General features: G+C 57.8%; 25 protein-coding genes. 18 read left to right on the top strand and 7 right to left on the bottom strand.

Annotated elements, in window-relative coordinates; genetic code table 11:
- Window positions 1-14 precede the first annotated feature (14 nt).
- The 3 genes from AC2FJB_RS01525 (at window position 15) to AC2FJB_RS01515 (ending at window position 3,734) form a co-directional block, all read left to right on the top strand.
- A complete protein-coding gene (locus tag AC2FJB_RS01525) occupies window positions 15-1,394 on the top strand; it encodes a LysM peptidoglycan-binding domain-containing protein (protein ID WP_496718614.1) in 1,380 nt (459 codons plus the stop codon).
- 74 nt (window positions 1,395-1,468) lie between these two features.
- Window positions 1,469-3,274 (top strand): ABCB family ABC transporter ATP-binding protein/permease, encoded by a 1,806-nt coding sequence (locus AC2FJB_RS01520; RefSeq protein ID WP_496718676.1) that lies wholly within the window; start codon window positions 1,469-1,471, stop codon window positions 3,272-3,274.
- A gap of 67 nt (window positions 3,275-3,341) precedes the next feature.
- Window positions 3,342-3,734, top strand: coding sequence for a DUF2147 domain-containing protein (locus AC2FJB_RS01515; protein WP_496718612.1), 393 nt, complete (start codon window positions 3,342-3,344; stop codon window positions 3,732-3,734).
- 36 nt (window positions 3,735-3,770) lie between these two features.
- Here AC2FJB_RS01515 and AC2FJB_RS01510 read toward each other — a convergent pair whose 3' ends face one another.
- Complete coding sequence (locus AC2FJB_RS01510; protein ID WP_496718610.1) at window positions 3,771-7,559, bottom strand: efflux RND transporter permease subunit; 3,789 nt, start codon at window positions 7,557-7,559, stop codon at window positions 3,771-3,773.
- Window positions 7,556-8,782, bottom strand: coding sequence for an efflux RND transporter periplasmic adaptor subunit (locus AC2FJB_RS01505; RefSeq protein WP_496718608.1), 1,227 nt, complete (start codon window positions 8,780-8,782; stop codon window positions 7,556-7,558). Before AC2FJB_RS01505 ends, AC2FJB_RS01510 begins: the two co-directional genes overlap by 4 nt.
- Window positions 8,783-9,008: 226 nt before the next feature.
- Between AC2FJB_RS01505 and AC2FJB_RS01500 the strand changes: the two genes are divergently transcribed.
- Genes AC2FJB_RS01500 through der form a run of 3 tightly spaced genes read left to right on the top strand, consistent with a single transcriptional unit; the run spans window position 9,009 to window position 12,562 of the window.
- Window positions 9,009-9,680 carry a hypothetical protein gene (locus AC2FJB_RS01500; RefSeq protein ID WP_299894231.1) on the top strand — a complete coding sequence of 224 codons (672 nt, stop codon included), beginning with the start codon at window positions 9,009-9,011 and terminating at the stop codon, window positions 9,678-9,680.
- A gap of 46 nt (window positions 9,681-9,726) precedes the next feature.
- Complete coding sequence (locus tag AC2FJB_RS01495) at window positions 9,727-11,049, top strand: PQQ-like beta-propeller repeat protein (RefSeq protein WP_117868566.1); 1,323 nt, start codon at window positions 9,727-9,729, stop codon at window positions 11,047-11,049.
- A gap of 49 nt (window positions 11,050-11,098) precedes the next feature.
- Window positions 11,099-12,562 carry a ribosome biogenesis GTPase Der gene (der, locus tag AC2FJB_RS01490; protein WP_496718606.1) on the top strand — a complete coding sequence of 488 codons (1,464 nt, stop codon included), beginning with the start codon at window positions 11,099-11,101 and terminating at the stop codon, window positions 12,560-12,562.
- Window positions 12,563-12,613: 51 nt separating this feature from the next.
- On the opposite strand, the gene AC2FJB_RS01485 is transcribed toward der, so the two are convergent.
- The 3 genes from AC2FJB_RS01485 to AC2FJB_RS01475 all read right to left on the bottom strand — a co-directional run bounded on the left by AC2FJB_RS01485 (window position 12,614) and on the right by AC2FJB_RS01475 (window position 13,901).
- The gene (locus AC2FJB_RS01485) at window positions 12,614-13,078 is read right to left on the bottom strand and encodes a hypothetical protein (RefSeq protein WP_299894163.1); all 465 of its coding nucleotides are present in this window, start codon (window positions 13,076-13,078) and stop codon (window positions 12,614-12,616) included.
- 212 nt (window positions 13,079-13,290) lie between these two features.
- On the bottom strand, window positions 13,291-13,512 hold the full coding sequence (locus AC2FJB_RS01480) for a hypothetical protein (RefSeq protein ID WP_496718602.1): 222 nt from the start codon (window positions 13,510-13,512) through the stop codon (window positions 13,291-13,293).
- Complete coding sequence (locus tag AC2FJB_RS01475) at window positions 13,509-13,901, bottom strand: hypothetical protein (protein WP_496718600.1); 393 nt, start codon at window positions 13,899-13,901, stop codon at window positions 13,509-13,511. The genes AC2FJB_RS01480 and AC2FJB_RS01475 overlap by 4 nt, the downstream gene beginning before the upstream one ends.
- Before the next feature lie 443 nt (window positions 13,902-14,344).
- On the opposite strand from AC2FJB_RS01475, the gene AC2FJB_RS01470 reads away from it, so the two are divergent.
- Both AC2FJB_RS01470 and AC2FJB_RS01465 read left to right on the top strand, forming a co-directional pair.
- On the top strand, window positions 14,345-15,328 hold the full coding sequence (locus tag AC2FJB_RS01470) for a fatty acid desaturase (protein WP_117872665.1): 984 nt from the start codon (window positions 14,345-14,347) through the stop codon (window positions 15,326-15,328).
- A gap of 93 nt (window positions 15,329-15,421) precedes the next feature.
- Window positions 15,422-16,042 carry a helix-hairpin-helix domain-containing protein gene (locus AC2FJB_RS01465; protein ID WP_496718597.1) on the top strand — a complete coding sequence of 207 codons (621 nt, stop codon included), beginning with the start codon at window positions 15,422-15,424 and terminating at the stop codon, window positions 16,040-16,042.
- A 57-nt stretch (window positions 16,043-16,099) separates the two neighbouring features.
- On the opposite strand, the gene serS is transcribed toward AC2FJB_RS01465, so the two are convergent.
- Together serS and AC2FJB_RS01455 are read right to left on the bottom strand one after the other, a co-directional pair.
- Complete coding sequence (gene serS / locus AC2FJB_RS01460) at window positions 16,100-17,392, bottom strand: serine--tRNA ligase (protein WP_496718595.1); 1,293 nt, start codon at window positions 17,390-17,392, stop codon at window positions 16,100-16,102.
- A gap of 72 nt (window positions 17,393-17,464) precedes the next feature.
- A complete protein-coding gene (locus AC2FJB_RS01455; RefSeq protein ID WP_117868572.1) occupies window positions 17,465-19,129 on the bottom strand; it encodes a mechanosensitive ion channel family protein in 1,665 nt (554 codons plus the stop codon).
- A 201-nt stretch (window positions 19,130-19,330) separates the two neighbouring features.
- On the opposite strand from AC2FJB_RS01455, the gene yajC reads away from it, so the two are divergent.
- From yajC to AC2FJB_RS01405, 10 genes are all read left to right on the top strand, one after another.
- Window positions 19,331-19,618, top strand: a complete 288-nt coding sequence (yajC, locus tag AC2FJB_RS01450; RefSeq protein WP_117868574.1) for a preprotein translocase subunit YajC — start codon at window positions 19,331-19,333, stop codon at window positions 19,616-19,618.
- A gap of 33 nt (window positions 19,619-19,651) precedes the next feature.
- Window positions 19,652-21,313 carry a protein translocase subunit SecD gene (secD, locus tag AC2FJB_RS01445; protein ID WP_496718592.1) on the top strand — a complete coding sequence of 554 codons (1,662 nt, stop codon included), beginning with the start codon at window positions 19,652-19,654 and terminating at the stop codon, window positions 21,311-21,313.
- A gap of 1 nt (window position 21,314) precedes the next feature.
- On the top strand, window positions 21,315-22,283 hold the full coding sequence (gene secF / locus AC2FJB_RS01440) for a protein translocase subunit SecF (protein ID WP_496718590.1): 969 nt from the start codon (window positions 21,315-21,317) through the stop codon (window positions 22,281-22,283).
- Window positions 22,276-23,028 carry a sulfite exporter TauE/SafE family protein gene (locus AC2FJB_RS01435; RefSeq protein WP_299894140.1) on the top strand — a complete coding sequence of 251 codons (753 nt, stop codon included), beginning with the start codon at window positions 22,276-22,278 and terminating at the stop codon, window positions 23,026-23,028. Before secF ends, AC2FJB_RS01435 begins: the two co-directional genes overlap by 8 nt.
- A 12-nt stretch (window positions 23,029-23,040) precedes the next feature.
- Window positions 23,041-23,394, top strand: a complete 354-nt coding sequence (locus tag AC2FJB_RS01430; RefSeq protein WP_496718588.1) for an Mth938-like domain-containing protein — start codon at window positions 23,041-23,043, stop codon at window positions 23,392-23,394.
- Between the two features lie 143 nt (window positions 23,395-23,537).
- Complete coding sequence (gene ccmA, locus AC2FJB_RS01425) at window positions 23,538-24,152, top strand: heme ABC exporter ATP-binding protein CcmA (RefSeq protein WP_496718586.1); 615 nt, start codon at window positions 23,538-23,540, stop codon at window positions 24,150-24,152.
- Entirely contained in the window at window positions 24,149-24,805 is a 657-nt protein-coding gene (gene ccmB / locus AC2FJB_RS01420) for a heme exporter protein CcmB (protein ID WP_117868580.1), read from the top strand. The genes ccmA and ccmB overlap by 4 nt, the downstream gene beginning before the upstream one ends.
- A gap of 61 nt (window positions 24,806-24,866) precedes the next feature.
- Window positions 24,867-25,640: a heme ABC transporter permease gene (locus AC2FJB_RS01415; protein ID WP_117868581.1), complete on the top strand. Its 774-nt coding sequence runs from the start codon at window positions 24,867-24,869 to the stop codon at window positions 25,638-25,640.
- A complete protein-coding gene (ccmD, locus tag AC2FJB_RS01410) occupies window positions 25,637-25,795 on the top strand; it encodes a heme exporter protein CcmD (RefSeq protein WP_205511904.1) in 159 nt (52 codons plus the stop codon). The genes AC2FJB_RS01415 and ccmD overlap by 4 nt, the downstream gene beginning before the upstream one ends.
- Window positions 25,788-26,327, top strand: a complete 540-nt coding sequence (locus AC2FJB_RS01405; RefSeq protein WP_496718585.1) for a DsbE family thiol:disulfide interchange protein — start codon at window positions 25,788-25,790, stop codon at window positions 26,325-26,327. The genes ccmD and AC2FJB_RS01405 overlap by 8 nt, the downstream gene beginning before the upstream one ends.
- Window positions 26,328-26,337 lie beyond the last annotated feature (10 nt).

Here is a 26,337-nt window from a genome sequence, read left to right as displayed (position 1 = left end):
GTGAAAGGAAAATAATGGACGCCAAATCGGGAAACGGAAGCTCGGGCAATTTCATCTGGGGGGTGATTGCGGGTCTTGTTGCGATATTGGGCGCGGGTGGATTGTATCTGTCCGGCGTCTTCACCAAAGCGCTCGAGCCGAGCGCCCCGCAGGAAACCGCATCCGCCGTAGCCCCGGAACCTGAAGAGCAGGAGGCGCAGGTTTCGGAACCGGAAGCGGCTGAACAGGCGGCTCCCGCTGACAAAGAGCCCACGACCGAGCCTGCCGAGGACACAAGTGAAGCTGCCGAAGCCGTCTCTGACGCGGATACTGCCGCTGCAACGTCGGAAGATACCGCGCCCGAGCCAGCGGCCCCTCCGGTGCTGGATCAGATATTTGTTGAAGCGGATGGCACGGCGCTGTTGTCCGGCGATGCAGAGCCCGGAAGCCGGATCGAGGTGCTGCTGAACGGAGAACCCCTGCACACATTTACCGTAGACAGCAGCGGTCAGTTTGCCGAATTCGTTTCGATCCCTTTCAGCGACGCGGCTCAGGGGCTTGTCCTGCAAAGCCCGGATGGGTCGCGGACGACGCAATCCGACGACTACCTGATTGCGGCCTTGCCGCAACCGGTCGAAGAGGCACCCGTTACTGAAGAAGCTTCGGCATCGGATCAGGGCGCGCCCGCAGATGCCGCGGAAACCAGTACCGCGGTTGTCGATGTTGAAGCTGAGACTGAGTCTGACGCCAAGGTTCAAACGGCAGAACCTGAACCGGCTGATCCCGAAACCACGGTGCCTGAAGTCGAAGAAACGCAAACCGCCGACTTGCCGGCAGAGGCACCCGAACCGGATCAGCAGATTGCGGTGCTGCGGTCGGGCGAAGAAGGTGTTGAACTGGTACAGCCTCCTGTGGTGCGGGATACGCCCCCCGATCAGATCGCACTGGATACAATCGGGTATTCTGATACCGGAAATGTCCAGTTGACTGGACGTGTGCAGGACGGCGCAGCCGTTCGACTTTATCTGAACAATCGTCTGATCGCCGATCTCGACCCGCAAGAGGATGGATCCTGGCGCAGCGATCTGGAGGGAATTGATCCGGGTGTCTACACCCTGCGCGTGGATGCGGTGAATACGGAAGGGACGGTGCTCAGCCGGGTTGAAACTCCGTTCAAACGGGAACCGGCCGAGGTGCTGGATGCCGCAATAGCAGCCAACCAGACCAATGCGCAGGGGGGGGCACCGGTAATCCGTTCCGTCACGGTTCAACAGGGTGACACGCTGTGGGCCATCTCGCGCAACCGGTTTGGCGACGGCGTCCTGTATGTGCGGCTGTTCGAGGCCAATCGCGATCTGATCCGTGATCCGGATCTGATTTATCCGGGGCAGATCTTCACTATACCTGAACAATAATCGCCTCTGGCCCAAAAGGGCCGGGGGCAAATCTCTGACCGCAGATAAGGTACGTGATGAGACGAACACCTGCTATGACCTCGGACGATTTGGTGCGGAGTGACGAGCGAAGCTCGGGCTGGCGCACGATCCGCAAAGTGACCCCCTATCTTTGGCCGCAGGATGAGCCATGGGTAAAGCGCCGCGTGGTGATTGCCATGGTCATGCTGGTGCTGGCCAAGCTGATCGCGGTCTACACGCCGATCCTCTACAAGGGTGCGGTTGATGCGCTGGCAGGTGAGGGTGTGCCACCGGTGGCGCTGGGCGCAGTCGGACTGACGGTCGCTTACGGCGTGGCCCGGATGTTGACTGTGGGATTCCAACAGCTGCGAGACGCAGCCTTTGCCCCTGTGGGGCAAAGGGCCTTGCGGGCGCTGGCGCTCGAGACCTTTCAGCATATTCACAACCTCTCGATGCGTTACCACGTGTCCCGCCGTACCGGAGGTCTGAGCCGCATCATCGAAAGGGGCGTCAAGGGGGTCGAGTTCCTGTTGCGCTTTCTGCTGTTCTCGATCGGGCCACTGATCCTGGAGCTGCTGCTGGTTGCGATCATCCTGATGTGGCTGTTCGATGTCTGGTATCTGGTGGTCGTCGCCGTCACCATTGGTCTGTATATCTGGTTCACCTTTGCCGTGACCGAATGGCGGGTGAAGCTTCGGCGCGAGATGAACGATCAGGACACCGAAGCCAATCAGCGTGCCATCGACAGCTTGCTGAATTTCGAAACCGTCAAGTATTTCAACGCCGAAGCCCGCGAAGCTAAACGGTATGATGTGTCAATGAAAGCCTATGCCGAGGCGGCATTGAAAACGGCTTACTCACTGGCGTTTCTGAACTTTGGCCAGTCTTTCCTGATCACCTGTGGTCTGATCGGAGTGATGGTTCTGGCTGCCGTCGGTGTTCAGAGCGGAAACCTGACCGTAGGCGATTTTGTCATGGTCAACGCCTACATGATCCAGATCACCGTACCCCTGAATTTTCTGGGGACGGTCTATCGGGAAATCCGGCAATCGTTGGTCGATATGGGGCAGATGTTTGATCTGCTCGAACAGCCTGCCGAAGTTACCGACAAGCCCTGTGCGCCCAATCTGAAGGTAAATGGCGGTGAAGTCACGCTGGACGATGTGCATTTCGGCTACGATCCGGAGAGGGAGATCCTCAAGGGTGTTTCATTGACCGTACCGGCGGGGCAGACCGTAGCCATCGTGGGGGCAACGGGGTCGGGCAAGTCCACCATCGGGCGACTGTTGTTTCGGTTCTACGATGTGACCAAAGGGGCGTTGAAGATCGACGGGCAGGATGTGCGGGATGTGACACAGACCAGCTTGCACGCGGCCATCGGAGTCGTGCCGCAGGACACGGTATTGTTCAACGACAGCATCCGGTACAACATTGCCTATGGCCGCGATGGAGCCACCCCGGAAGAGGTCGAGGACGCAGCCCGAGCCGCACAGATCCACGACTTCATCACCTCGCTGCCCGACGGCTATGACACTATGGTGGGTGAGCGGGGGCTCAAACTCTCCGGCGGTGAAAAACAACGTGTGGGCATCGCGCGGACCTTGCTCAAGAACCCGCCGATCCTGTTGCTGGACGAGGCGACCTCGGCCCTGGACACCGATACCGAGCAGGACATCAAGGATGCACTGGCGCGCGCAGGAGAGGGGCGTACGGTTATCACCATCGCCCATCGCCTCAGCACCATTGCCGAGGCTGATCGGATCGTGGTTCTGGAAGCCGGTGAGATCATCGAACAGGGCACACATGACGAATTGCTGATACGGTCCGGACGGTATGCTCAACTGTGGAACCGTCAGCAATCGGACGGGGAAGCAGCCTGAGGCACCTGACACGTTCGGATCGTGGCGGGGTGCGACGAAAAGGAAGGTAGCTATCATGACTAACAGGATGAAAAAACGACTGCTGGCGATTATGTGCGCGGCTCTTCTTCCGGTCGCTGTGGCGGCGGACCCTATTGTCGGTGTCTGGAAAACTGAACCTGACCGCAAGAACCTGATCTCGCACATTAAAATCGCGGCGTGCGGAGACAAGTTTTGTGGTCAGATTCTTTCGGCCTATGATGCGTCAGGCAAGGAAGTTCAAACGCCGAATATCGGTAAAAAGCTATTCTGGGACGTGGCCGGTGAAGGCGGTGGAAAATACGGCGGGGGCGAGTTCTGGGTTCCGCTGATCAACGTAGATGCCGTGCCGCAGATGACGTTGCAGGGGGATACGCTGTTGGTCAAAGGCTGCGAACATGCGATTTGCGCGCATCAGACATGGTCTCGGCCGCAAAAGTAACCAATGGAAAAGGGCCGGAAACTCCGGCCCTTTGGTTTATTCGGCGGCTTTCAGTGGCGACCCAGAAGGATGATCAGATTGTTTTGATCGGCTGTCCTGCTCAGGCCTTCCTGAATGCGTTTCATCCTCCCAGACAATCTCAGTGGCCTGCATCTGACGGGCAGAGCGTCCGATCGCCATGTCCTGCGCGATCTGGCTGGATCGACCTGCAGTCACGCGGGCTAGAACACGGCTGAGCCAGATAGCGTAGGTTGTCACCCAGACCCGCAAAGCCAGAAGCGACGGGGTCACAATCAGGGTCAGAACAGTCGCAATACCCAGACCAAAGACCACTGCCGTTGCCAGCTGTTTCCACCACAGGGCGGTGGGGCTGTCGATCGAATAGCCGCCATTGATGAAGTCCAGCGATAAGCCGAACATCATCGGCGTCAGACCGGCCATCGTTGTCAATGTGGTCAGCAAAACCGGACGGATACGCGATTCCGCGGTGCGGATGATCGCCTCGATCCGGGGCATATAGCTGCTGTATTCCTGATAAGTATCGATCAGAACGATATTGTTGTTCACCACGATACCAGCCAACGCCACGATGCCGGTTCCGGTCATGATGATCGAGAAGGGCTGTTCCATCACGATCATGCCGATCAAAACCCCGGTGGTCGACAGAATGACCGCCAGCAGAACCAGAACCGAGTTGTAGAACGAGTTGAACTGCGCCAGCAGGATCACGAACATCAGCCCCAGGGCACCCATGAACGCGTTCACAAGGAAAGCACCGGATTCTTCCTGCTCTTCCTGATCACCGGTCCATTCCCAGCTGATCGCGCTGGCGAACGGGCCGGTGTCCAGCCATTCCGTAAGAACCGCAATACGTTCGTTCGGGTTTATCAGCGAGAACTGAGCGTCACCGTCTTCAATTGCGCTGTGCAGCTGATCGACGCTTTCTGCGCCGGTCAGTTGTACCAGTTCGTACGGCTTTCCGCCCGCAGCGTTCAACACAGTGCCAGTAGGTGTGTAGCCTTCCGCCACTTCACGCATGACGGCCAGCCTTACGGGGTGCCCATCGGGGCCTTCGATCACGACCTTGCTCAGACCCGGTTCGACATCCGCTTTGACGTCATAGTATCGCTGCTGGTCGACGCGGTTGATCTCGGCCAGTTTGGCCACGGGCTTACGTGTCACGAAGCTGGACAAAGGCACCAAACCGTCCGGCGTGCGGACCTTGAGTGCATCCAGCGTCGACAGAACGCGGTCTTCTTCCGGCAAACGAACGCGAATTTCGATTTCTTCATCATTGCTGTCCGGGCGCATTTCGCCCAGAAGGATGCCGCGCGTGACCAACTGAACCATGGCGCCAACAGTAGCCACATCAGCACCGAACCGACCGGCCTTGGCGACGTCCACGTCGATCTGCCAGTCGATACCGGGCAGGGGCAGGGTGTCTTCGGTCTTGATCAGGCCCGGCGTGGTGTCGAAGACCTCGCGGGCGGTGATCGCTGCCGCGGTCAGGTCTTCCCATCCGTCACCCTTGATGCGCAGATGCACAGGCTTGGCCGAAGCAGGGCCTTGCTCCAAGGGCAAAATCTCAACGATGATGCCGGGTATCGTCGCAAGTTGGGCATTCAGCTCATCAATTACGAAATCGCCATCATATTCGGGGGCAACGAAGTGCCGCTCGAACAAGCCCCATAGGGCGGATTCCGAGATGTTGGGTCGATCCTCCCACGGGATGATTTCGAACTGAACCCGGCCCACTGTGTCGGCCGGAGCCTGAGCGCCACCGTTATTCTGGTTCAGGCCGCCTTCGCCCGCAAAGGCAAAGACATTTATGACCGCAGGATGAGATCCGATGATCTCTTCGGCCTGAAAAACCATCGCGTCTTTTTCCGCCAAGGACAGGTTCCCGCGAGCACGAACATATGCGGTGGCCTGTTCAGGTTCGCTTTCCACGAAGAATTCAACACCTCGGGATTCCTGGGGGAACCAGACGAATGTCACGAAATACACCGCAGAGAAAACAACCAACAGAGAGACGATAGGCATGATCGGGTTGCCGACCAGGAACCGGATCACATGGCCAAACGCAGTGTGTTCGTCCGCAGTGTGAACATGGTCCTCTTCGGCGCGTTCAATTTTCGCCGCGCTCAGGGTTACGGACCCGGCAAATGCCCCGAACAGGAACAACAGTGCGCCGGCGATCGAGCCACCGGGCAGCAGGTAGTTTGGGTTAAGGACCTGCATCGCGCCCAGAAAGATCATGTACAGCGACGGCGGCACCATCAACACCCGTACCCACCATGGCGTGCGGACCCGCAACCATACCGAGGACCGGTCGAAGATGCGGCTTAGCCGACCGGAAACACCGCCCATGACAGGCAGATAGATCAGCGCCACAATCAGTGAAGCCGACAGAACGAAGATCAGCGTGACCGGCAGCATTCCCATGAACTCGCCAGGAATACCGGGCCAAAACAACATGGGCAGGAACGCACACAGCGTCGTCGCGGTCGAGGACACGATGGGCCAGAACATGCGCTGGGCGGCCTCGACATAGGCATGCATCGGGCCGACGCCTTCCTTGATGCGTTTGTCGGCGTATTCCACAACCACGATGGCGCCATCCACCAGCATCCCCACAGCAAGGATGAGGCCAAACATCACGATATTGGAAATGCTGACGCCCATGACGGCGAGAAACGCAAAACACAGCAGGAACGACGTCGGGATCGCAAATCCGACCAGCAGGGCGGCCCGCGTGCCCAGCGAGGCAAGAACCACGATCATCACCAGCGCGATTGCAGTCAGAACCGAGCCTTCAAGCTGGCTGACCATCGAGCCGACGATGCGGCTCTGGTCGTTCGATGTACCCAGGTCAACCGCCGCCTGAAGCTCGGGCGGCCATTTGGTCTTTGCGTTAGCTATAGTCTCTTTCACCTGCGCGACGGTGTCGATCAGGTTATATCCCTTGCGTTTGACCACCTGCAGCGCATTGGTCGATTCACCGTTGAAACGGGCCGTGCCTTCACGGTCTTCAAAGGTGTAATTGATCTGCGCCAACTCACCCAATGTAACGACCCGGTCACCATTGACCTTGATCGGCAGGCCATAAACATCCTGTGCGGTTTTGAAAGACGACGGAATCTTGACCGAGAATGTACCCTGTGCGGTTTCAACCTCACCGGCCGCGATCAACTGGTTGTTGTTCCGCACCACGTTGATCAGTTCGTCCGCTGTCACGTTGTACGCCTCAAGCCGCAGCGGGTCGATCACAACCTCGAGCATCTCGTCGCGATTGCCCGCGATGCCGGCTTCGAGAACGGAATCCAGAGCCTCAAGATCGTCCTGCAGATCCTTGGCGACACGGGCCATCGTGCGTTCGGGAACGGAACCGGTCAGGTTCACGATGACGATCGGGAATTCGGAAAAGTTGATCTCGGTCAGGGAATATTGTTCTGCGCCTTCGGGGAAGTCCGCCTGAGCTGTGTTCATCGCGTCACGCACGTCCGCCATGATCGCGGTTTTATCCCAACCGAAGTCAAATTCCAGCGCGACCCCTGCATAGTTTTCGGCAGCAGTCGAGGTCATTTCCTTGAGCCCGTCGAGATCCGCCAGTTCGGTCTCCATCGGCTTGATCAGCAGGTTTTCAGAATCCTCCGCGGAAATTCCGGGAAACTGCACTGATACAAACAGGGCGGGGATTTCGATATCCGGCTCGCCTTCTTTTGGAAGCGAGACATAGGCAAATCCGCCTATAACGAGCGAGATGGCGATAAATGCCAATACCATTCGGGCCCGATCAGCAGCCCATGCGACAACGCCGGTCATTGGGATGCTTCCCGATAGGTCGGCGCAACGGTTACACCGCGTGTCACGAATTCCTGACCGACAACAATAATATCCGTCGTTTCGGGAAGGCCGTCGATCCACACGCCCTCTGCCGTGTCACGCAGAATGCGCACGGGCATGAAATCGACGACATTGCCGGCACCGACCGTACGGACGCCCAATTGACCTTCGTTGCTCAGGGTCAGTGCGGATTGAGGCAGCAGGTGTGCCTTGGTGCCCTCTGCCGCGATGCGAATGGTCGCGGTCTGACCGTCGCGAATGGTCAGATCCGGGTTCGGAACCGTGATTTCAACTTCGAAGGTGCGTGTTGTCTCATCCGCCGAGCGGCTAAGAAAGGTGACGCGGCCGCCAAGCTGCCGACCGGTGACCAGTGTTGCCGACGCCTCGGACCCCACCTGAACACGGTTGACCTCGGTTTCCGGAACATACCCGACCAGTTTGATCGGATCGAGCTGAATAACAGTCGCGCACAGGGACCCGGGCTGCATCAGGCTGCCCAATTCGGCGGTGTCGCTTTCCAGCAGACCCTTGAATGGGGCTTTGATGGTCAGGCGGCCAACCTCTCGCTGCGCGGCTTCGACAGCCGCTGCGGCGGCTTCGATTCCGGCCCGTGTGGCCTCCAGTCCGGCTTCTGCCGATTTAACACCTGCCTTGGCCGTGCTCATCGCAGCTTCGCTGGAAATCCGGCGGGTTTCCGAAGCAAACCCGGTTTCCGCCAGCTTGCGCGAAGCGGTCAGGTTGATTTCGGCCTCGGCCACAAGGGCGTGCGCCTCTAGCAAACGGGCTTCAGCCTCGGGGATGCGGCTTTCAGCTTCCAGTTTGCCAGCCAGGGCTTCGGCCAGTTGTGCCGGGCGCGTGCCGGGGTCGAGTTCACATAGGACATCCCCTGCCTCTACAAACGTGCCTTTGCGCTTGGGCTCCGAGATGACCGTGGACGTGGTTTCAGACAGAACTTCTACCTGCCGGTTCGCCTTGGTTTGTCCACGCAGCAGGACCGCGCTGTCAATTTCGCGCGCCTGCGAACGCAGGGCGACTACGCCAACGGCAATAAAATCGGTATCGTCGGTTTCAACGGCTTCTGTCTGCGCCGCTTCTTCTGTGTCTCCTCGTCCGGCGAAGGCGAACAAAGAGTCACGCTCAAAAACAAGATAATATAGCGCAACAATAACCAGAAGGGCGTTGATGAAAGAAATCAAACGCATACAGTATTTCTCCTAGAATTCGGTGCCAACAATAGCGGGCCTGTCTCGCTATGAAATGGGGCGTCGGCCGTGTAATTTCTACACTAAACTGAATAGTTCGGTTTAGTTTTTTTCGCAAGAGCGAAGCCAAGCCGTGAAAATGTGCAAAATCGGACCCTTGGCTTGGCGTTGGTGCCGGGGTATGACATGGCGCACTTATGCAAGACACACAGCCCAGGGGGCAGGAATGAGCGACACCGACAGTTTCATTGATGAGGTCACGGAAGAGGTGCGCCGCGACCGGATGTATCTGCTGCTGCGCCGCTGGGGCTGGGTTGGTGTGGCGGCCGTCGTGCTGATTGTTGGCGGAGCGGCGTTCAACGAGTACCGAAAGTCCCGCGACATGGCGCAGGCGCAGGATCTGGGTGACTCGATTCTGGCGGCATTGTCGGAAAACGATTCAGATGCTCGGGCGGCCGGGTTGCGGGATATCGAGGCAAAGTCGCCGGGCGGGGATGCAGTATTGAAGATGCTGCTGTCTGCGTCGCAGGTAGAGGCCGGATCGCGCGACGAGGCGGTCAACAGCCTGAACGCGGTTGCCATGCAGGGGGACCTGCCCGAGATTTATCGTGCGATCGCAAGCTTCAAGGCGCTGTTATTGCAAAGCGACACCCTGCCTGCTGCCGACCGTCGGCAACAGTTTGAGGCGCTGGCTGCGCCCGGTGCGCCCTTGCGTCTGCTGGCCGAAGAGCAACTGGCCCTGATTGACGTGTCCGAGGGCAATGTCGATGCAGCACTGGACCGCTTGCAAGCGCTGCGTCAGGACGCCGAGGTTGGTATCGATCTGCAACAGCGTGCGGCCCAGCTGATAGTCGCTTTGGGCGGCGAACCCGAGCCACTTGTGGCGCAACGGGGCTGACCAGGCGGGACAAAAAAGACTTAATGACAGGCGAGTTCGGAACACCATGGTAACAAGACATTTTTTCCGCGCGGGATTGCCGGTTGCGGCACTGGCTTTGACCGCATTGACCGCCTGTGAACCTCCCGAAGCGATTTTGCCCGGAGAACGTGAAGACATCCGTCCGGCATCTGATCTGGAAACGGTGGAAAAGAGCGGCTCTCAGCCCATTAACCTGCCGTCTCAAAAGGCGAACGCCAGCTGGCCGCAAAGCCCGGGGACGGCTGCTTACCGAACCACGAATGCGGCCCTGCGTGCCACGCCGCAGCGGATCTGGTCCGCTTCCATCGGGCAGGGCGACTCGCGCAAGCAACGGATCACCGCCGAACCAGTGGTTGCGGGAGGGTTGATCTATACGCTGGATGCGGGGGCGACCGTGTCAGCGGTTACACCGCAGGGCCAGTTGGCCTGGGATACCGACCTGATTCCGCCAAGCGACGGCGATGCAGACGCCACAGGGGGGGGCATGGCCTATTCGGACGGTGTTCTCTATGTATCGTCCGGGTTTGGGCGACTGACCGCACTGGACGCAAAAACGGGGGCAGTGCGCTGGCAGAAGCGACTGGATGCAACCGGGAGCGGCGCTCCGATGGTCAATAACGGGCTTTTGTACCTGGTAGCGGGTGACGAAACCGGTTGGACCATCAATGCCAAGGATGGCAAAATTGCCTGGCAAATCGAAGGCACGCCCAGCGTCGGTAACGTTCTGGGCGCACCGGCACCGGTGATCGCTTCGGACCTGGCAGTGTTTGCATTTGGGTCCGGTGATGTCGCGGCCACCTTCCGCCGTGGCGGAATCCGTCGCTGGAATGCTTCGGTCGCAGGAGGACGGCGGGGACGGGCAGCCGCGCAAATCGTCGACGTGACCGGCAGTCCGATGGTTGTCGGAGACACAATTTTTATCGGCAACCATTCTGGCCGGACCGTAGCCTTTGACGCTGCCACGGGTGAACGCCGCTGGACCGCTGATGAGGGCGCGGTTGACACTGTCTGGCCCGCAGGCAACAGCATTTTCCTGATCAGTGATCGCAGTCAGCTGGTGCGCTTGAACGCGGCGGATGGCTCGGTCGTGTGGGCGCAGGATCTGCCAAGTTTTGTCAAGGACAAGCGAGGCCGACGCGGACCGATCTTTGCACATTACGGTCCGATCCTGGCCGGAGGCCGTATTGTGATTGCGTCCAATGACGGGTATCTGCGCTTCTTCAATCCGGTTAACGGAGCACTGGTTCACCAGGTCGAAGTCCCCGGAGGCGCAACAACGGCGCCGGTTGTCGCCGGGCAAACGCTGTATGTCGTTTCCTCCAAGGGTGATCTACACGCTTTCCGTTGACGGTAAGATGCGCTAAAGGGCGCATCTTGAGTCTTGAAAGTTGAGTATCATGTCGCTGACCCTCGCCATCGTGGGGCGCCCGAATGTGGGCAAATCCACCCTGTTCAACCGCCTTGTGGGCAAACGTCTGGCCCTGGTCGACGACCAGCCCGGCGTGACGCGTGATCTGCGCGAAGGCGAAGGGCGTCTGGGTGATCTGCGCTTTACCGTGATTGATACGGCGGGTCTCGAGGATGCGACTGATGACAGTCTTCAGGGTCGGATGCGCCGCTTGACGGAACGTGCTGTGGACATGGCTGACGTCTGCCTGTTCATGATCGACGCGCGCGTGGGTGTGACACCTACGGATGAGATGTTCGCGGAGATCCTGCGCAAACGGTCCAAGCACGTGATCCTTGCGGCCAACAAGGCCGAAGGCAATGCCGCGGATGCGGGTGTTCTGGAAGCTTACAATCTGGGTCTGGGTGAACCTGTCCGCTTGTCAGGCGAACACGGTGAGGGGATGACAGACCTGTATGCACAGCTGATGCCTCTGGCTGATGCGGCAGAAGAAAAAGAGGTCGAGGAAGCCCCGCAAACGGACATTGAGCTGGACGAAGACGGTGCGGGCGATACGCCGCTGATCACCTCTGCCAAGCCCTTGCAGGTTGCGGTGGTGGGGCGTCCGAACGCGGGCAAATCCACCTTGATCAACAAGATCATTGGCGAAGACCGTCTGTTGACGGGACCAGAGGCTGGGATCACGCGAGACGCAATCAGTTTGCGAATCGACTGGGCCGACCCGGACGGCGAAAGCACTCCGATGCGGATCTTTGACACCGCAGGGATGCGCAAGAAAGCAAAAATACAGGAAAAGCTTGAAAAGCTTTCAGTGTCAGACGGTCTGCGCGCGGTAAAATTTGCCGAGGTCGTTGTTGTGTTGCTGGATGCCGCGATCCCATTTGAACAGCAAGACCTGCGTATTGCTGATCTGGCCGAGCGCGAAGGCCGGGCCGTTGTCGTCGCCGTAAACAAGTGGGATATCGAAGACAACAAACAGGAAAAGCTGCGCGAGTTAAAAGAGTCGTTTGACCGTCTGCTGCCACAGCTTCGCGGCGCGCCGTTGATTACTGTATCTGCCAAGACGGGTCGGGGGTTGGAGCGCTTGCGCGCCGCGATCCTGCGCGCCCATGACGTCTGGAACCGTCGGGTCCCGACCGCCGCACTGAACCGCTGGCTGACGGCCATGCTGGAGCAACATCCGCCGCCAGCCCCACAGGGCCGACGGATCAAACTGCGCTATATGACTCAGGTCAAGACCCGACCGCCGGGGTTTGTGGTGATGTGTTCGCATCCCGACAAGATGCCTGAAAGCTATACCCGCTATTTGGTCAACGGTCTGCGGCAGGATTTCGACATGCCGGGCACGCCAATCCGCCTGACATTGCGCGGGCAGGGGGACAAGAACCCCTATAAGGGTCGGCGCAAGAAAAACGCAGGCGCACTGGCCAAGCATCTGAAGGGGCGCGGGTAAGCGCATTTCGGTGCGAGCAGATCAGTCTAACCGCCTGTCCTAACGTCCGGGTCAGTTGTCTAAGCCCTTGTTGACGAACAGCCGGTTGGCTTCTGCTGCTTCCGTGAAGCCTTCCGCATTACTGCTATCAGCTTCAATCGCTGTAGCCAGCGCCGTCGCTGCCGTGCCAGTCGTAAAGATTGAAGCGATGCGTGTGGTGCCGCCGAAAAGGCCTTTTTGTGCATCGGCATTATTGTAGGTCAGATCAAATGTTGAGACTAAACTGACCGCTTCGTCGGTGGGCCGTCTGTTGTTATTACGAGATTTAGGCGGGACAAGTGTTGTGACACGCCGCTGTACACCCGCGTTCACTTCTACTGGAAGAGCTTTGGCCGGGTCTGAGCGCAGGGCGATATTCACGCCGCTGCGTTCGCCATAGACCAAGGCACGGTCCTGAACTTCGGTGCAGTTTGAGAGGCAAAAGCTGCATAGCGACAGAATGAGAAAAGCGATTTTGGATTTGCATATTTTACCCATTGTCATTTTCTCCTGCAGACTGATTTCCGTTTCCGTTCCCGTTTTCGTCTTCACCGCAGGTCGCGAGTCTGGCGGCACCACTTGTTTTTTTTTCCACTTCCGAGTTTTGCGGCAAGCTTGTTAGCGGCTTCGCCGGTAGAGATCACATCCGAATAACGGGTCAAGAAAATACTTTTGGTTTCCATTCGCGTGCAGCCGAAGACCGCCATGGCTTAGCGTTTGGTTCGCGGGTCGCCGTCGGCGTCGGTCCCGCCGGGTTCGATCACCGGAACAAGCGCGGCGAAATCGCGGTCGAAGCCGATTACAACCTGGCCTTGCTGCCGATTGGCGCTGACTGCGGCATTGACGCCGACGACGGTATCATGTGCGACATAGAGCTGGTCGCCGCAGGCGCACAGGCCGCATACTCCTAATATTGGTAATAGTCCTTTCACGTTCGCGTCTCCTTCTCACATGAGGTTTCATCAAGCTGGTCAACTCTGGTCGAGGACAGGTCATCGAGATCCAGATACAGACTGCGTGCGATCTCGGCGTCTTTCGGGATATCCGCCAAAACAGCGGCCTGATGGCGACCGAGGGTCAGACCGCTCCATCTTCGGCCAAAGGCAATCTCCAGCCCTGTCGTGTCTGTCACCGATGCCGCAAGAGTTTGGTTGTTGATCAGCGCCTGACGGCCTGTCAGCTTTGTCGGTTCATCTTCGCAGTTTCCGGCAAACACCAGAATCTCGTGATAGATGCCGAAACTGAAGATTGCGGTGCCTTGCACTGTGGCGACATGTAGTCCGCGGCCGCGTAACTCGTGCACAACTGCATTGCCACTCACGATGGCGGCTTAGGATGAAGTGCCGAAACCGCTATACGAGCACCCCGCAAGCGAGGCGCAGATCAATGGCGCAACTGGCAATATATTTCTCGAAAACGTCAATCAATGAACCTTAAAACACTGCTTCTTATTCTGATCGGAAGTTTCCCTACGTCAACTCGTGGGCATGCGAATACTGTTGAAGCGTTCCGAGACATTGTGGGGCTTTGTTTTTCGGGCTCGTCCCTTTTGTCAGGGGCGTGTTTTTCGGTGCCGGTGATCATCACGCAAGCGCGTAACTGCGCCAATTTTCAGCGTTTTCGCTCTGAGGGCGTGACAGCCCCTGTTCTGCGCGCTAGCATTCATGTGTGTGCATCTGTCAGCACATGCATTGTTTGCGCGCGGTCAAGCCGCGCCTGGATTTTGAACGGATTATAACAGGGCCATCGTGGGGAGCGGACTGGATGGATCTGAGAGAATACACAAGACACTATGCAGTTCAGGACAACAGATTGGCTGCACTGAGCTATTTTGGCACGTTTGCGGCGTATTTCGCATCGCTGGCTTTGGCGATCGTATTCGTGGATCGCTGGTACATCATGATCCCGGCCGGGGTTGTCTTCGCTTTTTCGGCAGTACGCCTTTATGTGCTGCAACATGATTGCGGGCACCACTCCCTGTTTGAAACGCGAATGCAAAACGAATGGGCGGGGCATGGTCTGTCCCCCTTCACCTTTGCGCCGTTCGAGGTGATGAAGCAGAACCACAATCTGCACCATGCGGGCATCGGCAACCTTGAGCATCGCGAGACCGGCGAAATTCACACCATGACGTTGCGAGAATGGAATAACGCGGACTGGAAAACACGTTTGTTTTACAGGCTGTATCGCAACCCTTTCATTCTGGTTCCGGTCGGTGCCTTGTTCACATACTTCATTCGCTACCGCTGGCCCAAGAATACTGTGCGCTTCGGTGTCAAAGGTGTTTTGCTGCACAATGCTTCGATCATTGTGTTTTTGGGCCTGTTATATCTGATCGCGGGCATGACCGGTATTTGGGTCTGGTTGGTGTTTTCGTTTCTGGGCGGAATGCTGGGTGTGTTCCTTGTGTATCTGCAACACAACTTTGAAGACACCTATTGGGATCGCCGTCCTGACCTGAACCCGCAGACTGCGGCGCTACATGGGTCTTCCGCGCTGGATTTCGGATGGTGGTTCGATACCGCCGTAGCCTGCATCACGCTACATGACATCCACCACTTCAATGCACGTATCCCCTCGTATCGGTTGCGGGCCTGCCACTATAACCTGCCGCCTGAATTCACCCCTCGTCGGATCAAATTTCCCGAGGCAGTAGCGGCTTTGAACCTCAAGCTTTGGGATGAGGATGGGAAACGCCTCGTGCCATTCCCGAAAAATGACCAAACCGCTGGGCTGGCGCATAGCTGAGCCATCGGATGTGAGAAGGCAAGCGCTGAACTTGCGGATATGCATATCCAGTGTATATGCGATGAGGCAGGGCGATGGAGAAAGGACCCTTGGATGACTGTAGTGACCGACGTTAAAGGTGTGGGAGAGGCGCTGAAAAAAGCCCTTGCTGCCAATGGCTTTAAGACCGCAGAAGCGATAGCGAAGGCGTCACCCGCAGATCTGGTCAAGGTTCCTCGGGTCGGTGAGAGCCGAGCCGCCGTATTGATCGAAGCCGCAAAAGCGGCAATAGCCGCAACGCCCCCTGCGGGGAAGACTGGGGCGCGCAAGGCACCGGCACGAAAGCCGGCGGCCCAGAAGGCAACAGCTGCAAAACCAGCCGCCCGGAAGCCGGCGACACGAAAAGCCGCCCCGCGCAAGACAGTGGCTGCTGTAGCGGCCGAAAAACGGGCTGAAGAAGCTGCACGCAAGGCGGCAGAAGAAAAAGCGGCGGCTGAAAAAGCCGCAGCCGCAGCCAAGAAAAAGGCCAAGGCCAAGGCGAAAGCTGAAAAAGCCTCAAAGAAACGCAAAGAAATGGAAGCAGTGTTTTCCAAGGCCAAGGATAAGGTGAAGGCAAAGTCCAAGAAGGACAAAAAAACGAAGAAGGACGGCAAGAAAAAAGACGCCAAGAAGGGCGAGAAAAAAAGTGACAAGAAGAAAAATCGCAAGAAGGGAAAGAAAAAGGCGAAGAAATAAATTCCTTCGCCCCCTCTTGCATAGTGAACCGGCGCCTGGTGGTGCCGGTTGCGTTTTTCAGGCCAGTGTGCCGTCCAGTTGCAGGGTCAGTTTGCCGCCCAGATAGGGGCTTAGGACTTCGGGCAGGGTCACGGTACCGTCCGCGTTCTGGCCGTTTTCCAGCACAGCGATCAGGCAACGCCCAACGGCCAAACCCGAACCGTTCAGCGTATGGACGTATTCCGGCTTGCCGCCACCTTCGGGACGGAACCTTGCGTTCATGCGGCGGGCCTGGAAGTCACCACAGGTCGAGACCGAGCTGATCTCGCGATAGGTGTCCTGGCCGGGCAGCCATGCCTCGATATCAAAGGTACGGCGCGCGCCAAAGCCCATGTCACCGGTACACAAGATGACGGTGCGGTAAGGGATGCCCAGCTTTTCCAGAATGCCCTCGGCGCAGCGCAGCATGCGCTTTTGTTCTTCGTCCGATTTATCCGGATGCGTGATCGAAACCATCTCGACCTTTTCGAACTGGTGCTGCCGCAGCATCCCGCGGGTGTCTTTGCCCGCGGATCCGGCTTCGGACCGGAAGCATAGGGAATGCGCGGTGTATCGGCGGGGCAGATAGCTTTCCTCGATCAAAGTGTCGTTGACGATATTGGTCAGCGACACTTCGGAGGTCGGGATCAGCCACCAGCCTTCGCGGGTCTGATAGCTGTCTTCGCCAAATTTCGGCAATTGGCCGGTGCCCTGCATCATCTCGGACAGAACCAGAACCGGGCCGTTCACTTCGGTCAGCCCGTTTTCGGTGATATGGGTATCCAGCATGAACTGCGCCAAAGCGCGATGAATCCGGGCGACGCCACCGGACAGCAGCACAAATCGCGAGCCGGATAGTTTGGCTGCGGTTTCGAAATCCATGCCTTTTTGAACGGCTTCGATTTCGAAGTGTTCTTTGGGTGCGAAATCCAGTTCGCGCGGCGTACCCCAGCTGCTGACCTCGACATTGTCGTTTTCATCCGTGCCATCCGGCACGTCTTTGGCGGGCAGGTTTGCAATTCGGATCAACTGATCTGTCAGCAGGGCGTCCAGATCCTTGGCTTCGGTCTGCATACGTGCGATCTCGGCTTTTTTCTCGGCGACAAGCGCGCGCAGACGCTGGAACTCGGCCTCGTCTCCGCGACCTTTGGCAGCGCCGACTTCCTTGGACGCTTTGTTCTGTTCGGCTTGCGCCGTTTCGGCGGCCAGAATCTTGGCGCGGCGACTTTCGTCCAGCCTTAGCAAATCTGACGACACCGGCGCGTCCCCACGGCGCGCTAAAGCGGCGTCGAAAGCGGCAGGGTTTTCGCGAATGGCGCGGATGTCGTGCATGTCTCAGATCCTTGAATGCGTGAATCACTGAAACCGCTTATGCACCATCTGTCGGGCGGGGTGTAGCACCGGTTACGACTTATCAGCCTCTTCGTGGATTTCATGCGCCAGATGTCCGTCCCATTCTTCTGCCGGGATTTTTGGTTCCGGTGGATCTGCCATGTAAGACGGCGTCATGATCTGCACTTTGTTCTCGTTGAATACGGCGACAATGTTTCGATGCAGGTCCGAGCGAATTTTCGGAATGCTGCTGCCGCGGGTGGTATAGCCGTTGATTTGATAGTTGATGGCGTAGTCGGCCAGCGCTGTCCACAGCACGAAAGGTTCAGGCTTGGCCTTGATCCCCTTGGTGCGGTTGGCAGCCTCGATCAGCATTGCTTCGACCTTTTCGGGCGGCTCCTCGTATCCGATGCCAACCGTTGTGTGCAGCAGCAAACCACTGCCATCTGTTTTCTTCGAGAAATTCACGACGTCCGAATTCATCAATTGGGCGTTCGGGATCGAAATCAGCTCGTTCTTGATGGATTTCAGATGCGTTTCCATGAGTTTGATCTGAACCACGTCGCCGATATGCTTACCGATCTGAATGCGGTCGCCTATTGAAGTGGAGCGGCGATAGATCACAAACAGCCCCGCCAACATGTTGGATACGACCGAGTTTGCACCCAGCGACAGCATGGCGCCGACCAGAATTGTCAGACCCTGGAAGGCGGCTGAGTCTGAGCCTGGGATGTAGGGAACGGCAAAGACCAGCGCGATCAGAATGACGACAACCCGCGCGATGTTGAACGTCGGATTGACCCAGTGCTTTTCAAAATCGTCCATTTCGAACGAACCGGCTTCGACCGCGTCGAAAAATACGCGCATGCCCTTGATTATGTACAACGTGATCCAGGCGATCAGGCTCAGCATAATCAGGTTCGGGATATAGCTGAGTATACCCTTGAATATCAGCAATACGGGCTCTGTCAGATATGTCAGCAGCAGTTGCGCGAAATACCGTGTTTCAGCAAAGGCCAGAAGTACGAAGGAGAGGTAGTAGTAGAAGCCAAGAAAGAAGATAACCAACAGGACAAAGTTAAGCCCGTATCGGATCAGGGCGGCTATCGCTTCGGCCTGAACGCTTTTGGCCGTCGCTGTTTCAACATCCTGCAGATAACGCTTTACCAGCTTCAGAGTGCGCCGCCTGATCCGACGGTGCAGCCATAGGATAACAAGCACGAAGACGACAAAGCCAATGGTCCATCCCGCAGCTTCAATTGCACCGGATACCCGCGCCTGCTCTGTACGGTTGGAACGGTAGGCAAGGATGGCCTCTTCGATGGCCTGACCGTGGAGAAAACCGAGGACGTCCAGCTCCATCTGGTCCAGTTCGGCATCTGCAACGGTCACGATGGATACGATCTCACCGTCGGCGCGAATGCGTATGCCCAGATCGGTCTCTTCGAAGGTGATGTCGACTGTGGGGCTTTCCGAGGCTTCGGCCACCTCAACAATCTTGTTCTGAACGCTTTCGGCCCGTTCCGGCGCGGGCAGGGCGCTGGAGCCGCGCAAGAAGAACAACATGTCGCCGTCGACGATGACGGGTGCTTTGAAACCTTCGGTTTCTTCCGCATTGGGCTCGGTGATTTCAGCAGGTGTTTCCTGGGCCTTTAGCGGCACTGCCAGGCACAAGAGAAAAGTCAGCAGGGAAAGCAAAAGCGTCAACGATTGGAACGGCTTGTAACGAGTTTTCATTGTCCCCCCTGACGCCTGACTATAGCAAAACTGAGATATCTGCATAGGACATATCTGCAACGTTCAAACGGTTCTTTAGGCACCTTTGTCAGGTTGCGGCCGGTCACATGACCACCTTTGCTTGCAAACACGCATTTCAAAGCATAGGTTCCGGCCAAATTTGCGGAACGGTGCCGCAAGATCTGAACAAAGGAATATCCCATGGAAGGTGGCGCAATCGCCCAGTTTCTCCCGCTGATCCTGATCTTTGCGATCATGTATTTCCTGCTGATCCGTCCGCAGCAGAAGAAAATGAAAGAACATCAGGCCATGGTCGACGCCGTGCGTCGCGGGGATCAAGTTGTCACCCAGGGCGGGCTGATCGGCAAAGTGTCGAAGGTCAAGGAAGGTGACAACGAGATCGAAGTCGAGATCGCCGAAGGTGTTAAGGTGCGTGTGGTCAAGTCGACCATTGCTCAGGTTCTGAACAAAACCGAACCCGCGAAGTAAACTCGACTTACAATTCCTTGAAAAGGCAGGGTAATGCTGCAAATTGATACCTGGAAGCGGGTTCTGATCTGGCTGGTCTGCGTGACTGGCCTGCTCATGGCCCTGCCAAACGCGTTTTACTCGCGGGTAGAACAATCAAACGACGCCAAGGCCGAGATTGAACTGGGCGTGGATACGCCTGAGATGCAGGCCGAAGTCGGGCAATGGCCGAACTGGTTGCCCTCATCACTGGTCAATCTGGGTCTCGACCTGCGGGGCGGTGCACATCTGTTGGCCGAAGTTCAAGTGCAGGACGTCTACGAGACCCGGATGGAGGCGATGTGGCCGGAAATCCGTGACGCCTTGCGCGATGAGCGTTCAACCGTTGGAACAATCCGACGTCAGGACTCGGCCCCCGATGAGATTCGCGTGCGCATCAGCCAACCCGAGGGCATGTCGCGGGCATTGGAGGTCGTGCGCGGTCTTGCCCGTCAGGTGCAGACGCTGACCGGCGTCGGGGCCACGGATATCGAAGCACATGCCGATGGTGACACCCTTGTGGTTAAATTGTCCGAAGCAGAAAAGCTGGCCTCAGACGATCGCACAGTGCGTCAGTCGTTGGAAATCATCCGCCGCCGGATCGACGAAGTGGGCACCCGAGAGCCCACCATTCAGCGTCAGGGTGCTGATCGTATCCTGATTCAGGTGCCCGGCATCGGCAGCGCGGGCGAGTTGAAAGAGATCATCGGCACCACGGCGCAACTGACCTTTAACCCGGTTGCCGGACGCGGCACCGACCCGGATGCCGTTGCAAGCATCGGTGAGGAAATCGTGCCGTCGATTGACGAAAGCGGCGTTTACTACACCATTGAGTCCGCGCCGGTTGTTACCGGCGAGGAACTGGTCGATGCGCAGCCTGCGTTCGACCAAAACGGTCGCCCTGCGGTCAGCTTCCGGTTCAACACGTCTGGTGCGCGCAAATTCGGGGATTACACCCGCGACAATATCGGAGCCCCCTTTGCCATCGTTCTGGACGATGAGGTGATATCGGCGCCCGTGATCCAAAGCCATATTCCGGGCGGTTCGGGCATCATCACCGGCAACTTTACAGTTGAGGAAAGCACCAATCTGGCCGTCCTGCTACGAGCGGGCGCACTGCCTGCAGGTTTGGAATTCCTCGAAGAACGTACCATCGGACCCGAGTTGGGGCAGGACAGTATCGACGCGGGCAAAGTCGCCACCATCGTGGCCTTTGTCGCGGTGCTGGTATTCATGGCGCTCAGCTATGGTCTGTTCGGGATCTTCGCCAACATCGCGCTGATAATCAACGTGGGCCTGTTGTTCGGTCTGCTGTCCATGATCGGAGCAACCCTGACCCTGCCGGGTATCGCGGGGATCGTGTTGACAGTTGGTATGGCGGTGGACGCCAACGTGCTGATCTTCGAACGTATTCGCGAGGAACTGAAATCCGCCAAAGGTCCGGCCCGTGCCATTGAACTAGGCTATGAAAAGGCGTTGTCGGCCATTCTGGACGCGAACGTGACGACGTTCATCACTGCTGTGATCCTGTTTGCAATGGGCAGTGGCCCTGTGCGCGGCTTCGCAATTACTCTGGGCCTTGGCATTCTGACCTCGGTCTTCACCGCGATCTTCGTGACGCGCCTGATGGTCGTCATGTGGTTCGAACGCCGTCGTCCGAAAATGATCGAGGTTTGACATGAGACTGAAACTCGTACCCCAGAACACCTCGTTCGATTTCTTCAACCGCTGGAAGGTCTGGCTGGGCATCTCGGCCTTGATGATGATCGTGGCGTTCACGTCCTTCATGCTTCAGGGGCTGAACTTCGGCATCGATTTCCGGGGTGGCACCACAATCCGGACGCAAAGCGCGGTTGAGATCGACGTGGGCACCTATCGTGACGCCATCGCTCCTCTGGAACTGGGCGATGTGACCATTACCGAGATTTTCGATCCGACTTTTGCGGATGACGAAAACGTTGCGATGATCCGCATTCAGGCGCAAGAAGATGCCGAGGCTGTCGAAGCTGCGACCATCACCGCCGTGGAAGAAGCGCTACAGTTGGTTGTTCCCGACATTCAGTTCGTGTCAGTGGAATCCGTCGGCCCCAAAGTCTCCGGTGAGCTGATCCAAACTGCCGTGATCGCGGTGGCGTTGGCGATCGGCGCGGTGCTTGTCTATATCTGGCTCCGGTTCGAATGGCAGTTCGCACTGGGCGCTGTGGCGGCACTGGTTCACGATGTGATCCTGACCATCGGCATCTTCTCGGAATTGCAAATCCGCTTTGATCTGGCCATCATCGCGGCCCTTCTGACCATCGTCGGCTATTCGCTGAACGATACCGTGGTCGTCTTCGACCGGGTGCGTGAGAACCTGCGGAAATACAAAAAGAAAGACCTCAAAGAGGTTCTGAACATTTCGATCAACGAGACCCTCAGCCGGACCGTCATGACTTCGGTCACCACGTTGCTGGCGTTGATCTCACTTTATGTTCTGGGCGGCGATGTGATCCGCGGCTTCGTTTTCGCGATGATCTGGGGCGTGATAGTGGGCACCTATTCATCGGTCTTCGTGGCCTCGACCATCCTGCTGTGGCTGGGGGTCAAGCGCGACTGGTCCAAGCCGTCGAACACGGCGGGCAACCAGTTTGCAAATATCGATGCCTGAGGCGTTGCAACAGGCCCTGTCCCTGCCGGGGCTGGGTTGGTTGGTACTTACCATCGGAGCCGCGGGACTTGTCCGCGGCTTCACTGGTTTTGGCACCGCGATGATCTTTGTGCCGGTGGCCACTCAATTTCTGCCGATTGCTGATGTCGTCTTTCTGATGGCGGCGACCGGGATCGTATCGACCTTTGCGTTGGCGCCGCAGGCGTGGCGCGAATGCGACAAGACCGAAATCAGCACGATGGGCATTGCGGCGGCTGTGACCGTACCACTGGGCCTATGGATCATGGCGCAGGTCGATACCGTCGTGTTGCGTTGGATCGCCTGCGGCATCACTGGTGTGACCCTGTTGGCGATCGTCACCGGCTGGCGCTGGCAGGGGCAACTGAGGGCGGGCGGACGACTGGCTATTGGCGGAAGCGCGGGCGTGGTCGGCGGCATGACGGGTCTGACCGGACCGGTTGTCATTGTATTCTACCTTGCGAGTTCTTCGGATGTACGCAAGATCCGCGCCAACACCATCATTTTTCTGGCGTTGCTGGATGTGGCCATCGTCTTCAGTATCCTGATCGGAGGTGCTGCGGATCTGTCGATCCTGTGGATTGTCCTGCTGCTGGGCTTGCCCTATCTGACCACAACACTGATCGGCAAGGCTCTGTTCGATCCGAAACTCGAACGGATCTATCGCGCGGCGGCTTACTCGGTCATTCTGATAGCAGTGGTGTCCGGTTTGCCGATCCTGGATTGAAGGAGGGAAGAAATGCGCCTGAACCAGGTTACGTTTACAGATGCCAAACCAGTTGATGGTTACGGCCCGGGGTTCTTCCGCATTGGCGGTGATGTGTTTGAAGGCGCAGTTCTGACGGGCCCTGCAGGACCTGCAAACTGGGGTGGGTATGCAGACGCGCAACCACTTCTGGAATTGTCTGACGAGATTGACGTCCTGTTGATTGGTACAGGCAAAGACATGGCCCACATTCCCCAATCTTTGCGCACCCGGCTGGAGAGTGTCGGAGTCGGCGTCGAAGTCATGAATTCACCGGCTGCGTGCCGCACCTACAATGTCTTGCTCTCTGAAGGTCGCCGAATAGCGCTTGCTCTGATCCCGGTCTGACGGGATCCTTCATCGGGCTGAAAATATCCCGGGGTGTATGAGGGGCTGGCCCCTCACTCGGTCCTCTCTCAACAGGGCTCTCACAACCGAACTGCGGCAAATCCCACCTTTTGCCTCTGATGACATTCCGATAAGCGGGTGTCATGAGTCTGATTGTAACTGACCTGTCGATCACCCGTGGTGGCATTCCCGTCCTGGAGCATCTCAGCTTTCAGCTGCCTCCGGGCAAAGCCCTGATTCTGCGCGGACCGAACGGGATCGGTAAAACCACACTTCTGCGCACATTGGCCGGATTGCAACCGCCGCTGGAAGGTGAGATCCAGGGGGCAGAGGATCAGATCGCATATGCGTCCCATTCAGACGGGCTGAAACCGACGCTGACAGTGACTGAAAACCTGACGTTCTGGGCTGCTGTCTTTGGCACTAACGGTATTCAAACCGCGTTGGATGCTTTCCAGCTGAATGAGTTGGCGGACCGTCACGCAGGAAACCTGTCGGCAGGTCAGAAACGGCGGCTGGGACTGGCACGAATGCTGGTCACCGGGCGGCCGATCTGGATGCTGGACGAGCCGACCGTATCGCTGGACAAAAACGCAGTGCAAATGTTCGCCGATGCGGTCCGCGCACATCTGGAGCAGAGCGGGTCGGCATTGATAGCCACCCATATCGACCTTGGTCTGGATGGCGAGGTTCTGGACGTCGGCCCGAACAAGGCCAAACCCAAACCCATTGACGATTTCGACGGAGGCTTCCTGTGATCGCCCTTTTGCTGCGCGACCTGAAACTGGCCTTCCGTGCGGGCGGCGGGTTTGGGTTGGGTCTGGCCTTTTTCCTGATCGTGACCGTAATGGTGCCATTTGCAGTGGGGCCACAATCCTCGCTGCTGTCCACCATTTCGCCCGGTGTGCTCTGGCTGGGGGCGTTGCTGGCGTGTCTGTTGTCTCTTGACCGTCTTCTGGCGCTGGACTGGGAGGACGGATCGCTGGACCTGCTGGCCACGGCACCGCTGCCACTGGAATCTGTTGTGACCATCAAGGCGCTGGCCCACTGGCTGACCACAGGCCTGCCTTTGGTTCTGGCTGCGCCCTTTTTGGGGGTCTTGCTGAACCTGCCTGTGCCGGGCTTCTTCTGGCTTGTCACCTCGCTGCTGATCGGAACCCCGGCCATGAGCGTGATCGGCACATTCGGCGCAGCCCTGACCGTCGGCCTCAAGCGCGGCGGTTTGCTGTTGTCACTGTTGGTCTTGCCGCTTTACGTCCCCACCCTGATTTTCGGGGCCGAGGTCGCCCGGCGTGGGGCTACAGGGATGGACGTGCAGACGCCGTTGTTGATGTTGGCAGGGATCACGGCTGCGACGATCGCATTGTTGCCGTTTGCCAGCGCTGCTGTGTTACGTATCAATCTGCGGTGAACCGTCCTAGCTTTGACTGATGTCAATTGAGAAAACCTCCAACTCGGACTAGATAGGGCCCATGACAATCGCAGCCAAAGCCAACGCCCTCTGGGAATACGCCAACCCGCGCAAGTTTCTTGCGACCAGTGAACGTGTCCTGCCGTTCTTCTGGATCGTCTCGATCATCTGCATCGTAGTTGGGCTGGTCTGGGGGTTCTTCTTCACGCCGGACGACTACAAGCAAGGGTCGACGGTCAAGATCATCTATCTGCACGTACCGGCGGCGCTGATGGCGATCAATTGCTGGCTGATGATGCTGGCAACTTCTCTGGTCTGGCTGGTGCGGCGTCACCATGTCAGCGCGCTGGCGGCGCGGGCGGCTGCACCGATCGGGATCGTGATGACCCTGATTGCGTTATTGACCGGGGCGATCTGGGGGCAGCCCATGTGGGGCACCTGGTGGGCCTGGGATCCGCGCCTGACCGCGTTTCTGATCCTGTTCCTGTTCTATCTTGGCTATGTCGCTTTGTGGGAAGCCATCGAGGATCCGGACACTGCGGCCGACCTGACCTCGGTTCTGTGTCTCGTAGGATCCGTGTTTGCGCTGCTCAGCCGATATGCAGTCAACTTCTGGAACCAGGGCCTGCATCAGGGCGCCTCGGTCATGCGCGCGGCTGCCGTGACGGGTGCCGATACCGAAGAGAAGGTGAGTAACATCTACTTCTATCCGTTGTTGTTGTGCATCATCGGATTTGTTCTGCTGTTCATTGCGCTGGTATTGTACCGCACCGGGACTGAAATCCGCGCGCGTCGTATCAAAGCGTTGCTGGCGCGGGAAAGGGTGGGCGGATGATCCCCGATCTTGGAAAATATGCTGACGCCGTACTGTCGTCTTATGCCGTGTCCGTCGTGCTGCTTGTGGCATTGATCGTGTTCAGTGTGAAGCGAGGGCGCAAGATGCGCACTGAAATGGAAAAAATCGAACAAAGGATTTCGCGCAATGGCTAAGATATCGCCCCTGATGATCGCGCCGCCTTTGATTTTTAGCGCTTTCGCCGTGTTGGCCGGGATCGGTATGTTCCGTGAAGACCCCAACGCGTTACCCTCTGCCCGCGAAGGCCAACCGGCTCCGCCTGTGGTTCTGAGCGAGTTCCCGGAAAAGAAGCTGTTCGACGATGCCACGCTGCGGGATGGAGAAGTCAAACTGGTCAACTACTGGGCCAGCTGGTGCGCGCCATGCCGTGCCGAGCATCCCAATCTGGAAGCCCTGGCTGCCGAAGGTATCCCGGTCTATGGCATCAACTACAAAGACCAGCTGGGCAACGCCGAAGCGTTTTTGACCGAGTTGGGTGACCCGTACGCCGCGATTGGCCGTGACGAGCAGGGCCGCATGGCCTTGGATTGGGGGCTCTATGGCGTGCCCGAAACCTATGTAATCGATGGTGACGGCACCATCATCTTGCGCTTTGCAGGCCCGATTACGCAGCGTGTGATTGAAAACACTCTGCGACCGGCGTTGGAAAAAGCCGCGGGCGGTTAAGGCAGATCCT

This window comes from Ruegeria sp. CDSC085, assembly GCF_059610465.1.
The sequence above is the reverse complement of the archived record's forward strand: the minus strand, read 5'-3'. Positions and strand labels throughout refer to the sequence as shown.

Coding starts and splice junctions, on each gene's coding strand:
- AC2FJB_RS01510 (WP_496718610.1), bottom strand. CDS start 7,559: ATGACCGGCGTTGTCGCATGGGCTGCTGATCGGGCCCGAATGGTATTG.
- AC2FJB_RS01505 (WP_496718608.1), bottom strand. CDS start 8,782: ATGCGTTTGATTTCTTTCATCAACGCCCTTCTGGTTATTGTTGCGCTA.
- yajC (WP_117868574.1), top strand. CDS start 19,331: ATGGAAGGTGGCGCAATCGCCCAGTTTCTCCCGCTGATCCTGATCTTT.
- AC2FJB_RS01465 (WP_496718597.1), top strand. CDS start 15,422: ATGACTGTAGTGACCGACGTTAAAGGTGTGGGAGAGGCGCTGAAAAAA.
- AC2FJB_RS01470 (WP_117872665.1), top strand. CDS start 14,345: ATGGATCTGAGAGAATACACAAGACACTATGCAGTTCAGGACAACAGA.
- AC2FJB_RS01525 (WP_496718614.1), top strand. CDS start 15: ATGGACGCCAAATCGGGAAACGGAAGCTCGGGCAATTTCATCTGGGGG.
- AC2FJB_RS01455 (WP_117868572.1), bottom strand. CDS start 19,129: ATGAAAACTCGTTACAAGCCGTTCCAATCGTTGACGCTTTTGCTTTCC.
- AC2FJB_RS01495 (WP_117868566.1), top strand. CDS start 9,727: ATGGTAACAAGACATTTTTTCCGCGCGGGATTGCCGGTTGCGGCACTG.
- secD (WP_496718592.1), top strand. CDS start 19,652: ATGCTGCAAATTGATACCTGGAAGCGGGTTCTGATCTGGCTGGTCTGC.
- der (WP_496718606.1), top strand. CDS start 11,099: ATGTCGCTGACCCTCGCCATCGTGGGGCGCCCGAATGTGGGCAAATCC.
- ccmD (WP_205511904.1), top strand. CDS start 25,637: ATGATCCCCGATCTTGGAAAATATGCTGACGCCGTACTGTCGTCTTAT.
- secF (WP_496718590.1), top strand. CDS start 21,315: ATGAGACTGAAACTCGTACCCCAGAACACCTCGTTCGATTTCTTCAAC.
- AC2FJB_RS01435 (WP_299894140.1), top strand. CDS start 22,276: ATGCCTGAGGCGTTGCAACAGGCCCTGTCCCTGCCGGGGCTGGGTTGG.
- AC2FJB_RS01515 (WP_496718612.1), top strand. CDS start 3,342: ATGAAAAAACGACTGCTGGCGATTATGTGCGCGGCTCTTCTTCCGGTC.
- AC2FJB_RS01405 (WP_496718585.1), top strand. CDS start 25,788: ATGGCTAAGATATCGCCCCTGATGATCGCGCCGCCTTTGATTTTTAGC.
- AC2FJB_RS01415 (WP_117868581.1), top strand. CDS start 24,867: ATGACAATCGCAGCCAAAGCCAACGCCCTCTGGGAATACGCCAACCCG.
- ccmA (WP_496718586.1), top strand. CDS start 23,538: ATGAGTCTGATTGTAACTGACCTGTCGATCACCCGTGGTGGCATTCCC.
- serS (WP_496718595.1), bottom strand. CDS start 17,392: ATGCACGACATCCGCGCCATTCGCGAAAACCCTGCCGCTTTCGACGCC.
- AC2FJB_RS01520 (WP_496718676.1), top strand. CDS start 1,469: ATGACCTCGGACGATTTGGTGCGGAGTGACGAGCGAAGCTCGGGCTGG.
- AC2FJB_RS01500 (WP_299894231.1), top strand. CDS start 9,009: ATGAGCGACACCGACAGTTTCATTGATGAGGTCACGGAAGAGGTGCGC.
- AC2FJB_RS01430 (WP_496718588.1), top strand. CDS start 23,041: ATGCGCCTGAACCAGGTTACGTTTACAGATGCCAAACCAGTTGATGGT.
- AC2FJB_RS01485 (WP_299894163.1), bottom strand. CDS start 13,078: ATGGGTAAAATATGCAAATCCAAAATCGCTTTTCTCATTCTGTCGCTA.